Below are 13,428 nucleotides of genomic sequence, written 5' to 3'. Positions count from 1 at the left end.
CGGTTCGCGCATTAGGAAGACAACTGTGTCGCGTAATATTCAAAATGCTGCGAGATGAAAAAACCTACGAAAATAAATAATTTTATTTTTCGGTTGAAAATATAAGCGGGATGTTCAGGTTACTTTTTCATTGGTAATTTAACCTGCCCCCTTTTTTGTTTATTCAACAATTACGCATTTTTCAACAGTCAAGTCTGCAAAATATTCTCCCACTTCTTTGCCTTCGTAATAAACTTTTATCTGTTTTTGTTTTCCAACGAACAAACCCATCTCGACAAGATCAATGAGCAATGCATTCTCATAAACCTTTTCTAAAAAACCATACCCTAACGTATTGTGGCCTTTGAAGAATGCATTAATAATTTTTTCAGCAATGTCTGGATAGTTATAATTATCTGCGTTCATCATTTTTATCTGCGTTATCCGCGTTCCATTGTATTTAATAATGCCCGTTACCAAAAATCAGCCTGATCCGATGGCTGTGGAATATGTATAGCAGTATTTCTTTTTAGGAAACGTTTTTCCAGGTTAACAACAGCTTGTTCTTCGTCATGCTCAATACGCTTAACATAGACGGAAAAATCGCTCGCCAGAAAGAAAATATTGCGCCCTATGTGACCGCCTAAACCGGAAGCCACCAATGGAATATGTTCGGTTTTCAAAAAGGTTTTAATAAATTCGCAATTAACTGCGCCAATGGACTGTCCACCTCGTAATTCATTACCCAGTTTCAGCACATCGCCACCGCCGAAGGCTTTGGCTTTTATATGGATGCGCTGTGCGCCTTGTCGTAGCATTTGGTTGATCAATAACTCCATCGCATGGATGCCGTAGCGTCCGCCTTCCGAGGCTAGCAAGGCGGCATTATGAGCGGCATGCTGCTGAGCCAGCAAAAAATGGTTCATGCCGATCACGCGGTTAACCGGATCGTACAAACATGCTGCTACGCAAGACCCCAGCAGGGTGGAAATGATTTCATTCTTTTTGGTGACATAACTTTCGCCGGGGTCGATGATGACTCGCGGCAGTCCCTGATATTGGCCTACTTGCATGGTTTTTGATAAATGGAAGGTGTGACCATCGATAATTCGGTTTTAATACTGTGTAAGGTTTCAGAATGGCTGATAAAAAAATAGCCGCCCGGCTTTAACACCGAAATTACGCGCTGGACTATATCCTGTTTGGTTTCCGTGTCAAAGTAGATCAACACATTGCGCAAAAATATAACATCGAATTGTCCGAGGCTTTTGGGCAACGAAGTTTTAAGGTTGATCTGTCCGAAACTGACGCGGTTTCTTATCTTTTCATCGACGCGGAAATAACCTTCTTGGGAACGTACGCCTTTCAGGCAGTATTTATCCAGGTAACGTTTGTCCATATTATCCAGTCTGTCCATCAAATAAACGCCTCTTCGCGCGGTTTCCAACACCTCGGTATTGACATCGGAGCCGAAAATTTCCCATTTTCTCATGCCCAAGCCTTCGGCCAAGGTCATGCCGATCGAGTAACTTTCTTCGCCGGTGGAGCTCGCCGCGCTCCATAGACGGAAATTATCGCCACGCCAGGGTCTGATAATCTGTTCCTGAAGGAAACTAAAATGCTTGGGCTCACGAAAAAAATAAGTTTCATTAGTGGTCAAGATATTAACCATCAATTGAAATTCGTGGGGTTGCTGTCCTGAGTTGAGCAATTGATAGTATTGTCCGTATGTTTGCAAGCCATAATGCAGCAAACGTTTAGCTAACCGGCTGGCCACCATGATTTTTTTTTCCGGTGCCAGCGCGATGCCGGCATGATCGTAAATGACACGCCTGAAATGGGCAAACTCCTCGGCGCTGATGGGCTCAAGACTGATAATAAACTCCTTAATTTGTAAGTAAATTGGAATAGCACTAAGTATAAATACATACTAGACTATGGGCTTTACAAGAACAACGGGGATTTTAATGCCGCAGCTCCAAAATAACAGCGACAGTAAGTTTTTATACGGTTTACTGCCTACATTGCCGGTAATTTTGGGGGGAGTAATCGTTATCTGGCAGGACGGTGTTACTTTATATAATGTGTTGTTCAGCTTGATGCTGGTTTTTTGCGGGACCGGAAGCGGTTTGTTTTTGTGGCATCGTCATGCAAATGAATTGGCGCAAACCAATTTCCGTTGGGCTCAGGATGAAAGCAGCAAGATAGACGCAGTTTCGACTTATACCGCCGAGTTGGAGCGGTTGCTTCTGACCATAAGTCCGATACTTTCCCAACAGGTAATGGCTTCACGGGAGCATACCGAGCAGGAAATTACCTCGTTATCAAGCCGTTTTTCCGGCATGGTCAATGAACTTCGACAGATCGTCGACAGCACCAATAATACTTTGAGCGGACAGCAAAGCTACGATCTGGATACTGTGATCAATACCAGCCGTGATTTGCTGCAACCGGTTCTGGACTCTCTCAGACAAATTCATCAGGAAGAACATAATGTCGTCGATGACGCAATCCTGTCCCAGGCCGAAGTCAATATCAACCAGGCATTGTCCCTTTTGAGCCTGGCTTTAACCCATTACCACAATGACGTCGAAGCGCTTAGAAACAACGCCGAGCAAATTCGCGGCGAGATCAATAATGTGCTGGTAGCCCTGCAATTTCAAGACCGTGTCAGTCAAATATTAACGCAAGTCGAAAACAACTTGCTGAATCTGCAAAAAACCATCGAAAAAATACAACAGCAAGGCAGTAATCGCGATAGTGATATGCTTAAAGTCGATGAAGCTGTAGAGCATATAGAAGAAAACTACAAGTCGGTCAGCTCGCCAGTTAATCGAGGGACGGACAACTTAGACGACTTAACTTTTTTTTAATCTCTTTTTCAATACCAAAGGCAGGCTTTAGTTTATGGCAAAAACAATTTTGATTGTGGATGACTCCGCTTCAATGCGACAGGTAGTCGGCATTGCGCTTAAAGGCGCTGGTTACGAGGTGATTGAAGCCTCTGACGGCAAAGAGGCATTAAGCAAATTGGATGGAGTTAAAATCCATCTTATCGTCAGCGATATTAATATGCCGGTTATGGATGGCATTACCTTTGTTAAAGAGGTTAAACAGCTCGACAATTACAAATTTACGCCCATCATCATGCTGACCACCGAAATGGAGGAGGACAAAAAACGCGCAGCTAAAGATGCCGGCGCCAAAGCCTGGGTAACCAAACCCTTTCAGCCGCCTATCTTACTCGCAGCGATCGCCAAATTAGTGCTGCCTTAAAATCTTATTCGGGGGATGTCATGACCGCCAAGGCCAAGAAAAACGACGGAATACATCAATTGTCTATTAAGGATGACATGACTATCTACAACGCAGAGACACTAAAAGAAACTCTCTTAGGGTTTTGCCATCCCGGCACTCAGGAATTGCAACTTGATTTGTCGGCCGTTACTGAAATGGACAGCGCGGGTTTGCAACTGCTGCTGCTATTAAAAGCGGAATCACAGAAACGGGGCTTTATTCTGCGTTTATTGCGCCATAGTGAGGCTGTGATTGAGATTTTCGAACTGCTCAAACTCGGCATGTATTTTGGCGATCCCATCGTTATCCCTGCTAATTGGAAAAAATCATGAGCGATATGAATCCCGCCTTAGAAACCTTTTCCCAGGAAGTTGACGAATTACTGACAGCAATGGAAGAAGCTCTGTTAGGATTGGACGGAACACCGGATAACGCTGATTCCATTAACAGTATTTTTCGCGCCATGCACACCATTAAAGGCTCTTCGGGACTGTTTGGTTTTGACGATATTGTTGCCTTCACCCATGAAGCCGAAACCGTATTGGATCGGGTTAGAAATGGCGAACGCTCAATTGACGCCGAACTTGTTTCTGTTTTGCTTACCTGTAAAGATCACACGGCCCACCTGATTCAGCATTTTCTTTATCACGAAAACGAACCGTTGCCGGAGGCCTTGCAGCAGCAAAGCCAGGCGCTGATTGCTCAATTGGTAGGTCAATCGGCTGCGGTTGCCGGTGGAATGCCTTCGACGCAAGAGGAAAAAGCCGATCATTTTGAAGTTGATGTCAACACCACGGACAGCAGCGACAATTGGGTCATCAGCTTGGCTTTTAAGCAGGATGCCCTGCGTAACGGCATGGATCCGTTATCGTTTATCCGCTATTTGCAAACGCTGGGCAAAATCATTGAAGTGATTATTACCATGCCTACGCTGCCTCGCATCGAAGATATGGACCCCGAAGACTGTTATCTTAATTTTAAAATAGTCTTTAACAGCAATGCGGACAAGAAAACTATAGAAGACGTGTTTGAGTTTGCCGAAGACGATTGCGATATTCATATTTTGCCGCCCAATTCCAGACAGGAACACTACTTGCAGTTGTTGGCTGACATGCAGGAAGACCAAGTTAAACGCTTAGGTGAAATGCTGATCGAGATCGGTGCTTTAACCGAAAAAGAAGTCGCAAACATACTCCACGAACAACATAACGACAATGAAGAAGAGGCGAAACCTATCGGCGAAATGTTGCTGGAAAAAAATATCCTGCAGCAACCGGTCATAGAACAGGCGCTAAAAAAACAGGAATCAGTCAAGCAAAAAATCAATAAAGAATCCAATTACATTCGGGTCGATGCAGCCAAGTTGGGTTATCTGATTAACTTGGTCGGCGAACTGGTAATTTCAGGCGCTGCAATGCGGCTGATGGTCGATAAGCACGGTTTATCCGATGTCGATGATGTCGCCTCGACCATGAGTCATCTGGTCGAAGATATACGCGACACGGCGTTGCAATTGCGTATGGTACAGATCGGCGAGACTTTTACGCGCTTCCAAAGAGTGGTTCACGATGTCAGTAAGGAATTGGGCAAGCAAATTCAATTGCAAATCACAGGGGGGGAATCCGAACTGGATAAAACCGTAGTCGAAAAAATCAATGACCCGCTGACTCATCTGGTGCGCAATTCGCTTGATCATGGCATCGAAACACCCGCAGAGAGAATGCGGGCGGGCAAGCCTGAAAAAGGCACCATACAGCTTAACGCCTATCATGACTCAGGACGTATCGTGATTCAGATCACTGATGACGGCAAAGGCCTGGATCCGGATAAAATTGTCGCCAAAGCGGTAGCTAAAGGGCTGATTAAGCAGGATCAAGTGCTCAGCAAGAGTGAAATTTACAATCTTATTTTTGAGCCGGGCTTAAGTACCAAAGAAGAGGCCAGTAACTTGTCCGGTCGTGGCGTTGGCATGGACGTGGTCAGACGCAATATTGAAGCACTACGCGGTAGCGTCTCTGTGGATAGTGAACTGGGTCTAGGCACCACGGTAACGATACACTTGCCGTTAACACTGGCGATTATTGATGGGTTTATGGTGGAAGCGCAAAAAGAACGTTACATCATACCGTTGAGTATGGTCGAAGAATGCGTCGAAATGAGTAGCGATGAATGGCAAATTGATGACGTCCAACATTACGTGAATTTGCGCGGTCAAGTTTTACCTTATCTGCGTTTGGGAGATTTTTTCCACAAAAATAAAAAACACACTCGTACTCAGAGGGAAAGTCTGGTTGTCGTACGTTTTGGCGAGGCAAAAGCGGGTTTTGTTGTGGATGAATTACACGGCGAAAATCAAACCGTAATTAAACCGCTCGGTAAGTTGTTTGAAAATCTGGATGGTATTGGCGGTGCAACTGTTTTGGGTAGTGGCGATGTTGCGTTAATTCTTGACGTACAAGGACTTATTCAACATGCAAAAAAGCGGGTTAACTCGACTCTAGCATTGTCGTTGGCTGTTTAAAATAATAGGCGCAGGTACTTATGAATAGTAACAGTTTGAAAATTATAAAAATAAGAATACCGATGGGGGGCTTATCATGCTGAATAATCTTACTATCAAAGCCCGCCTGATTTTGGTTGTGGGTCTTATGTCTTTGCTTGCCATTACACTGGGGATACTTGGCTTGAATGGCATGAAAAAAGCCAATCAAGGCTTACTGGCCGTTTATGCCGATCGTACTGTTCCGATGGGGCAGCTGGCCGAAATTAACTCAAAATTACTGGATAACCGCATCGCGATGGTTAACAGTTTGGTGTTCAAGGGAGAAGAGCAAAAAAATATCGAACGGGTTAAGCAAAATATTATCGACATCACCAAAACATGGGATGCGTATATGTCAACCACCTTGACCGAGGAGGAAAAGAAACTGGCCGGCCAGTTTGCCAAAGATCGTAAACGATTTGTTGTCGAAGGGTTGAATCCAGCTATGGAGTATCTGGCGGCAGGAAATGATGAAGCATTGCAAAAAACCATCAGGGAGTCGGTGCGCCCATTATTTGTACCCGTTCGGGAAGGCGTAAATACGTTGATGCAATTGCAATTGGATGTCGCCAAACAGGAATATGAGGCTGCTCAAGTTCGTTATGAAGACACGCGTTTTATTTCGATAGTTCTGCTGGTGGTGGGTTTGTTACTGGCCATGTTTATCGGTTTTATGCTGGTTCGCGGCATTTCTCGCTCCCTGTCCTCCATGCAGCAGTTTGCAGAGTCTTTAGCGAAAGGCGACCTTACCGCTAGCATTGACCTTGAGCAAAACGATGAAATCGGCGTCTTGGCTCAATCAATGACAGGCATGCGCGATCAGCTAAGCGGCGTTGTGCAACAAGTACGGACCAACTCCGACGCTTTAGGCAGCGCCTCACAGGAAATCAGCGCGACCGCCCAAGCCATTAGTCAGAGCGCTACCGAACAGGCCTCAGGCGTTGAACAAACCACGACTTCCATTGAAGAGTTGAGTGCATCGGTAAAACAAAATGCTGACAATGCTAAATTAACAAATGGCATGGCGACAACTGCAGCGGCAGAAGCTGCCAATGGCGGGCAGGCAGTAAAACGCACGGTGGAGGCGATGAAGGAAATTGCCGATAAAATTAGTTTGATTGAAGATATTGCCTATAAAACCAATCTATTGTCGCTCAATGCGGCCATTGAAGCCGCTTTGGCTGGTGAGCACGGCAAAGGCTTTACCGTCGTCGCCGCCGAAGTAAGAAAGTTGGCGGAAAACAGCCGGGTAACAGCGCAGGAAATCAATAGCTTGGCTAAAAACAGCGTCAAGATTGCTGAAGATGCCGGCGTCCTGCTGGAAAAAATGGTGCCTAATATCCAAAAAACCGCGGATTTGGTTGAAGAAATTACCGCATCTTCCGAAGAGCAGGCACAGGGCATCGGCCATATCAGCGATGCAGTCGGGCAGCTGGATAAAGCGGCGCAACAAAATGCCTCGGGCTCGGAACAGCTTGCAGCTACCGCAGAAGAACTGAGCGGCCAAGCTCTGCAATTGCAGCAGATTATGTCATTCTTTAAGGTGGATGCAAATCAAGGCCGCGTTGCAAAAAAACAACCGATTCAATCCGGCAAACAAACACTCGTAAACAAAAAAATTACGGAAAAAAGAGCTCCTCATTTTGCTTCGTTGGAGTCGGCTCCGCTAATTTCTAAACCAGTGCCGACCAGCAAGGCAGGAGCAGCAGCCAAACCTGAGTTTAATGAGAATGATTTTGAACGATTTTGACAGGTAGAGTGCACCATGAACGAACTAATACATAAAAAAGACAACAAAACCGAGTTAGTGGCTCAAGATCAGCTGCGCCAGTACCTGACTTTTCAGGCAGGCAATGAGAATCTGGCTATCAGCATTTTAGATGTCAAAGAAATCATTGAGATTAATACGATTACCGATGTGCCTATGACGCCCGACTATATACGCGGCGTTATTAATTTGCGCGGCAATGTTGTGCCGGTAATCGATTTATCGGCGCGCCTGGGTCGGACTAGAAGCGAAATAACCAAACGCAGTTGTATTGTCCTGGTACAGGTTGAATACAACGATGATGACGCCCAGCTACTGGGTATGTTGGTCGATGCTGTCGATGAAATTCTGGAAATCCCTGAAGTGAACATCATGCCCCCACCTGATTTTGGCGCTGATATTCGGACCGATTTTATTCAGTCGATGGGACGAGTGGGTGACGAGTTTATTATTTTGTTGAATATCAATCGTGTACTTTCGATAAAAGAATTATCTCAGCTTAAACAGGTTGCCGATTACGAAAGCGGCAATGTAAACAAAGAAGCCAGTTTCGCTGCACTAAACTGATTAACCTAATATTAAAGGACTCACTCTTTATGAACGTAAAAGACTTAAGCATTAAAACCAAGATATTGACTGGAGCTTTACTGTTGGTGTTGATTACCTGCGGCTTTGGCATGCTCTCAAAAATTTACATAGGAAACGTATCGAATGCGTTGTTCGGAATTACCGACAACAACGGTAAAGCGGTTGAATATGCAACCGGTGTCGAGCGCATGGCGTTGTCGACCATTATGGAAGAAAAGAATTATTTATTGCAGGAAAAAGATGAAGTTCATCAACGTGCTGAACAAAACGTCAAAGAGTTGAACAGCTACTTGGACAAAGTGGATACATTAGCAAAACAATATAAGAATACTGAATTATTACAGCAATCTAAAACAGCAAGAGAAGGTACTGCTCAGTACGCCGAAAAATACAGGGCGGGTGTTGCGGCCTTGAAGGCCAATAAGCAAGCCGTGGCGGACATGGTGGAAAAGGGCAATGCTGTTGCTATTGCAGCCGATAGAATGCTCAAACGACAAGTAACTCTTTACAGCGAGGCGATGAAAAAAGGGTTAACCGGACAGGAGCTCGACCAGTATGTTCAGCGTTATATCCTCACGACCAACATCTACATTAAAGCAATGGAAATCATGCGTGCAGAAAAGGAAGAAGTTAATTACAAGGATCGTGTTGCCTGGAAAAAAATGGAGGTTTTATTGCCGGAGTTAATGGCAATGTATGATGAGTTACAAAAAATTCTCTTTAGCGAAGAGGGACTCAAGTATGTTGCAGACATGCGTAATGGAACAAAAGATTACACGCAGTCTGCCAAGACCTGGATAGAAAACGACGATAAGTTGAAAATTATATTGGGTGATATGGCAAGCTTGGGCAGTAATGTCATTAAACAAGCGCAAGATGCCGAAGCCGCCGGTTACGCTCAGTTAGGTTCCGCTCGCACCGAAGCCGAGCAATTGGTCAGTGAAGCCAACAAAATTATTATTGGCACCATCATTCTTTCGATAGTGTTGGGCGTTATTATTGCGTTGTTTTTAGCATCGATGATTACCAAACCGATTATTTTGGGTGTTAAATTTGCCGAATCTTTATCGGAAGGCGATCTTACCGCACGGATTGATATAGACCAGAAAGATGAGATAGGCGTTTTGGCCAGCGCGCTACAAACCATGCGCGATCAGCTCAGCAGTGTTGTACAGCAGGTCCGTACCAATTCCGACGCTTTGGGTAATGCCTCGCAGGAAATCAGTGCAACGGCACAGTCTATCAGCCAAAGCGCTACCGAACAGGCCTCAGGCGTTGAACAAACCACGACGTCCATCGAAGAGCTGAGCTCTTCAGTCAAACAAAATGCAGATAATGCCAAAGTGACCAACAGCATGGCTACCACGGCTGCGGAAGAAGCCGCCAATGGCGGACAGGCGGTAAAGCGCACCGTGGAAGCGATGAAAGAAATCGCCGATAAAATCGGATTGATTGAAGATATTGCTTATAAAACCAATCTATTGTCACTTAATGCTGCGATTGAGGCGGCGCGGGCAGGCGAACACGGCAAAGGCTTTACTGTTGTTGCTGCCGAAGTAAGAAAACTGGCCGAAAATAGCCGGGTAACGGCACAAGAAATCAATAGCTTGGCAAAAAACAGCGTCAAGATTGCCGAAGATGCCGGCGTCCTGCTGGAAAAAATGGTGCCTAATATTCAGAAAACGGCGGATTTGGTCGAAGAAATTACCGCATCTTCCGAAGAGCAGGCGCAAGGCATCGGCCAGATCAGTGACGCGGTCAGTCAGTTGGATAAAGCGGCGCAACAAAATGCCTCGGGTTCGGAGCAGCTTGCTGCTACTGCGGAAGAACTGAGCGGGCAAGCCATGCAGTTGCAACAGGTTATGTCATTCTTTACAGTGGATAACCGTTAGCGTTTGAGGAATACCGTCGTTTTGGCAGGGATGCCGGAGACCGGTAGAGCGTGAAGCGGGTCCAGACACAAGGATGTGAACATTCGAAGATATCCTGGGTTTTAAATTAGAAGCGAGGATCGAAAGTTGCTGTTGATGCCGGTTAACGATTTAGGGACGAAGTTGCGTATAACGATATGCGCGGCGAGTCTAATTGCAAAACTTCTAAATTATTTGTTTCATTTTCAATAAAAAAACATCCCCATGAAAATTAACATGCCGATCACCAATGTCGAACATACTCTTACAGAGACTGATTCCATTGTTACCAAGACCGATCTAAAGGGGATGATTACTTACGCTAACGAGGATTTTATCCAAATTAGCGGATTTAGTAGGGAAGAGTTGATTGGGGCGCCGCATAACATAATACGCCATCCCGATATGCCGTCAGAAGCTTTCGAGGATTTATGGAAATCGATGAAAGCGGGGCGCCCATGGACTGGGGTAGTCAAGAATCGCTGTAAAAACGGCGATTTTTACTGGGTGTTGGCCAATGTTACACCTTATTATGAAAACGATAAGCTGGCCGGCTATATGTCGGTACGCAGCAAGCCCAGTCAAAAGCAAGTGGCAGAGGCTGTCGAAGCCTACCGGAAGTTTCGGGAAAATAAAGCGGGCAATTTAAAAATCCAAGCTGGAAAAATCGTTAAAAAAACACTGTTAGGCAGATTTCCGTCACTGGAAAACATCAGCATCAAAGCGCGTTTATTGATGGTTATCGCTATTATGTCCATTTTACTGCTGGTTGTAGGCGGTATGGGGCTTTTGGGCATGAGCAAGGGTAGCGAGGGATTGCGTACTGTTCATAATGATCGCATGCTGCCCTCGAACCAGATTTTTCAGGTTCAGAAACTGCTGCTTACTAATCGGTTGCGGATGACCGCCAGCTTGTTCAACGCTACCCCTGAATTGATTCAGAAAAATCTTGCCGAAGTGGAACAAAACATCGCAATTATCACTCGGATCTGGGATGCGTATATTGAAAGCTCGCTGACTCCAGTTGAAAAAATTCTGGCGGATAAGGTTGCGGACGATAAAAATCGCTTTGTAATGGAAGGCCTTCAACCGGCTATCTCAGCATTGCGTAATAATGATGCCGGGCTTGCAGGCAAGATTATGGAAGACAAGGTTAATCCCCTTTACGAGCCGGTCAGTGAGGGTATTCAGAAACTATTACAATTACAGGTTAGTATTGCCAAGCAGGAGTTCGAGGCCGGTCAGGCGCGCTATTACAGCACTCGGGAGATTGCCAGTGTCTTGATCGCTTCGGGTATTTTACTGGCGCTGTGGTTGAGTTTTTCTTTATTGCGCTCTATCGTGCGTCCGTTTAATGCCACTATTAGCCATTTCGGTCAAATTGCTCAGGGTAATTACAACAATACAATTGAAATCAAATGCATGGATGAAATTGGCAGGGTGATGGCAGCTCTCAAAGCGATGCAAATCAAGCTGGGTTTTGACGTTGCAGAAGCTAAGCGCATTGCCGATGAACACCTTCGCATTAAGATTGCGTTGGATAACGTCAGCACCGGCGTGATGATTGCGGACAATGATCGCAACATAATTTATGTCAATAAATCGGCGGCCAGAATATTTGGCACTGCGGAAGCCAGCATTCGCAAACAGTTGCCGAACTTCTCCATTGACAATCTGGTGGGTACTAATATTGATGTATTTCACAAGACCCCATCCTATCAGGCACAGTTACTTGCAGATTCAGTCAGCTCCACTACTGTCAGCATAAACTTGGATGACCGCTCTATGGTAGTGACGGCCAGTCCGGTAATCAGCTCTGAGGGCAAGCGGATGGGTTCGGTAGCCGAATGGTTGGATCGCACCGCCGAGGTCATGGTGGAAAAAGAAGTGGCCGTTATTTTGGTGTCTGCTGTTATGGGCGACTTCACCCAGCGCATTACCATGCAGGGTAAGGTGGGCTTTTATCGTGAGTTGAGCGAATCCATCAATCAGCTGATGCAAACCAGTGAAAGCGGGCTCAATGAAACGGTACGCGTATTGAATGCTTTGTCCCACGGCGACCTGACCGAAAAGATTGTTAATCATTATTCAGGTACTTTCGGGAAACTTAAGGAGGACGCCAATTCCACGGTGGATGATCTTAAGAATACTATCGGTCAAATCAAGGATGTCGCTGACTCGATCCACACTGCGGCTAAAGCAATCGCACACGGCAACATGTCTTTGTCGCATCGCACCGAAGTACAGGCAACCAGCTTGGATGAGACTACCGCCAGCATGCAGAAGTTGACCTTAACAGTGCATCAAAATAGTGATAACGCCAAACATGCCAGTGAGCTTGCCGTTAGCGCATCGAACACAGCCGGCAAGGGCGTCACAGTGATTGGTCAAGTTGTAAAAATGATGGAAGCGATCAATGAATCCTCTCGCAAAGTTGTCGAGATTATTACAGTGATAGACAGCATTGCTTTTCAGACCAATATACTTGCTCTTAATGCCGCCGTAGAAGCGGCCCGTGCCGGAGAACAGGGGCGAGGCTTTGCCGTAGTGGCCGGAGAAGTGCGCAATCTCGCGCAACGCGCCGCCTCTGCCGCTGGGGAAATCAAGAACCTGATTGGCGATTCCGTTGAGAAAGTTGAGGATGGCAGCAAACTGGTCACCCAAGCCGGCTTAACCATGGAAGATATTGTTAACTCTATCCATGGCGTTACAGCGATCATGTCCGAGATCAGCGCCGCTTCCGTTGAACAGACTGCCGGTATTGAACAAGTGAATCTGGCTATTTGCCAGATGGACGACGTAACCCAGCAAAATGCCGCGTTGGTAGAACAAGCTACAGCTGCGGCAGAATCGCTGGAAAAACAGACGCAACACCTGACGGTTACGGTAACGCATTTTAAAATGAGTGGTGACGCCAATGATGCGGATAGTTTATTTGCTGCTGAGTCGTTTGACCAAGAAGCCGAAATTGGTCATGCTCCTGTGGGGCATATAGTCAAGCTGGATCCACAGTCTGATGCTAGTGGCGGTTGGGAAGAGTTTTAATGCAGGGAGCGTTTTGATTAAATCATTGTGGAACTAAACGGCTAATAAAATAAAGATAAGTCATTATTAGTTTTACTCACTGATGTTACGCAGTTGCTCGGATTTAGACTGCATCAACATTTTTATTATTAAAGTGTCGCTACCGCGACGTTATTTGAATCGGGTTCTCGCACCCGAAAGCGAGTTACTTTCTTTTGCGTCGCCAAAAGAAAGTAACCAAAGAAAAGGCGACCCGGTTGCCGCTTGCTTCCTGCGCTCCTCGCTTTCGACGGGGGTTGCCAGAAGGGCCATCCTTGGCC

At 45.8% G+C, this 13,428-nt stretch carries 11 protein-coding genes; 8 read left to right on the top strand and 3 right to left on the bottom strand.

Translation table 11 applies throughout. From position 1 onward, the window contains the following. Positions 1 to 159 precede the first annotated feature (159 nt). From EPO18_RS05085 to EPO18_RS05075, 3 genes are read right to left on the bottom strand one after another with little or no spacing between them, the layout of a single operon-like run. On the bottom strand, positions 160 to 408 hold the full coding sequence (locus EPO18_RS05085; RefSeq protein WP_292431411.1) for a GxxExxY protein: 249 nt from the start codon (positions 406 to 408) through the stop codon (positions 160 to 162). 44 nt (positions 409 to 452) lie between these two features. Further along, positions 453 to 1,052 (bottom strand): chemotaxis protein CheD, encoded by a 600-nt coding sequence (locus EPO18_RS05080; RefSeq protein WP_292431406.1) that lies wholly within the window; start codon positions 1,050 to 1,052, stop codon positions 453 to 455. Further along, complete coding sequence (locus EPO18_RS05075; RefSeq protein WP_292431418.1) at positions 1,043 to 1,840, bottom strand: CheR family methyltransferase; 798 nt, start codon at positions 1,838 to 1,840, stop codon at positions 1,043 to 1,045. Before EPO18_RS05075 ends, EPO18_RS05080 begins: the two co-directional genes overlap by 10 nt. Positions 1,841 to 1,946: 106 nt before the next feature. On the opposite strand from EPO18_RS05075, the gene EPO18_RS05070 reads away from it, so the two are divergent. The 8 genes from EPO18_RS05070 to EPO18_RS05035 all read left to right on the top strand — a co-directional run bounded on the left by EPO18_RS05070 (position 1,947) and on the right by EPO18_RS05035 (position 13,129). Further along, positions 1,947 to 2,852, top strand: coding sequence for a hypothetical protein (locus EPO18_RS05070; RefSeq protein WP_292431404.1), 906 nt, complete (start codon positions 1,947 to 1,949; stop codon positions 2,850 to 2,852). Between the two features lie 34 nt (positions 2,853 to 2,886). Beyond that, positions 2,887 to 3,255 (top strand): response regulator, encoded by a 369-nt coding sequence (locus EPO18_RS05065; RefSeq protein ID WP_292431401.1) that lies wholly within the window; start codon positions 2,887 to 2,889, stop codon positions 3,253 to 3,255. A 20-nt stretch (positions 3,256 to 3,275) separates the two neighbouring features. Beyond that, complete coding sequence (locus EPO18_RS05060; RefSeq protein ID WP_292431397.1) at positions 3,276 to 3,608, top strand: STAS domain-containing protein; 333 nt, start codon at positions 3,276 to 3,278, stop codon at positions 3,606 to 3,608. Then, a complete protein-coding gene (locus tag EPO18_RS05055) occupies positions 3,605 to 5,797 on the top strand; it encodes a chemotaxis protein CheA (protein WP_292431395.1) in 2,193 nt (730 codons plus the stop codon). The genes EPO18_RS05060 and EPO18_RS05055 overlap by 4 nt, the downstream gene beginning before the upstream one ends. Positions 5,798 to 5,873: 76 nt before the next feature. After that, the gene (locus EPO18_RS05050; RefSeq protein ID WP_292431392.1) at positions 5,874 to 7,568 is read left to right on the top strand and encodes a methyl-accepting chemotaxis protein; all 1,695 of its coding nucleotides are present in this window, start codon (positions 5,874 to 5,876) and stop codon (positions 7,566 to 7,568) included. A 15-nt stretch (positions 7,569 to 7,583) separates the two neighbouring features. Next, positions 7,584 to 8,153, top strand: coding sequence for a chemotaxis protein CheW (locus tag EPO18_RS05045; RefSeq protein WP_292431389.1), 570 nt, complete (start codon positions 7,584 to 7,586; stop codon positions 8,151 to 8,153). Between the two features lie 29 nt (positions 8,154 to 8,182). Next, positions 8,183 to 10,066: a methyl-accepting chemotaxis protein gene (locus EPO18_RS05040; protein WP_292431385.1), complete on the top strand. Its 1,884-nt coding sequence runs from the start codon at positions 8,183 to 8,185 to the stop codon at positions 10,064 to 10,066. Between the two features lie 243 nt (positions 10,067 to 10,309). Further along, complete coding sequence (locus EPO18_RS05035; RefSeq protein WP_292431381.1) at positions 10,310 to 13,129, top strand: methyl-accepting chemotaxis protein; 2,820 nt, start codon at positions 10,310 to 10,312, stop codon at positions 13,127 to 13,129. Positions 13,130 to 13,428 lie beyond the last annotated feature (299 nt).

Origin of the sequence: Methylobacter sp. (assembly GCF_004322395.1) — a bacterium.
Taxonomy (GTDB): domain Bacteria; phylum Pseudomonadota; class Gammaproteobacteria; order Methylococcales; family Methylomonadaceae; genus Methylobacter_A.
Note: the sequence above shows the minus strand (reverse complement) of the source record. Positions and strands in the feature narration are given on the sequence as shown.

What these genes read in the sequence shown, in the direction of transcription:
- EPO18_RS05060 (WP_292431397.1), top strand. Translation starts at nt 3,276, where the DNA reads ATGACCGCCAAGGCCAAGAAAAACGACGGAATACATCAATTGTCTATT.
- EPO18_RS05055 (WP_292431395.1), top strand. Translation starts at nt 3,605, where the DNA reads ATGAGCGATATGAATCCCGCCTTAGAAACCTTTTCCCAGGAAGTTGAC.
- EPO18_RS05080 (WP_292431406.1), bottom strand. Translation starts at nt 1,052, where the DNA reads ATGCAAGTAGGCCAATATCAGGGACTGCCGCGAGTCATCATCGACCCC.
- EPO18_RS05070 (WP_292431404.1), top strand. Translation starts at nt 1,947, where the DNA reads ATGCCGCAGCTCCAAAATAACAGCGACAGTAAGTTTTTATACGGTTTA.
- EPO18_RS05085 (WP_292431411.1), bottom strand. Translation starts at nt 408, where the DNA reads ATGATGAACGCAGATAATTATAACTATCCAGACATTGCTGAAAAAATT.
- EPO18_RS05035 (WP_292431381.1), top strand. Translation starts at nt 10,310, where the DNA reads ATGAAAATTAACATGCCGATCACCAATGTCGAACATACTCTTACAGAG.
- EPO18_RS05065 (WP_292431401.1), top strand. Translation starts at nt 2,887, where the DNA reads ATGGCAAAAACAATTTTGATTGTGGATGACTCCGCTTCAATGCGACAG.
- EPO18_RS05045 (WP_292431389.1), top strand. Translation starts at nt 7,584, where the DNA reads ATGAACGAACTAATACATAAAAAAGACAACAAAACCGAGTTAGTGGCT.
- EPO18_RS05050 (WP_292431392.1), top strand. Translation starts at nt 5,874, where the DNA reads ATGCTGAATAATCTTACTATCAAAGCCCGCCTGATTTTGGTTGTGGGT.
- EPO18_RS05040 (WP_292431385.1), top strand. Translation starts at nt 8,183, where the DNA reads ATGAACGTAAAAGACTTAAGCATTAAAACCAAGATATTGACTGGAGCT.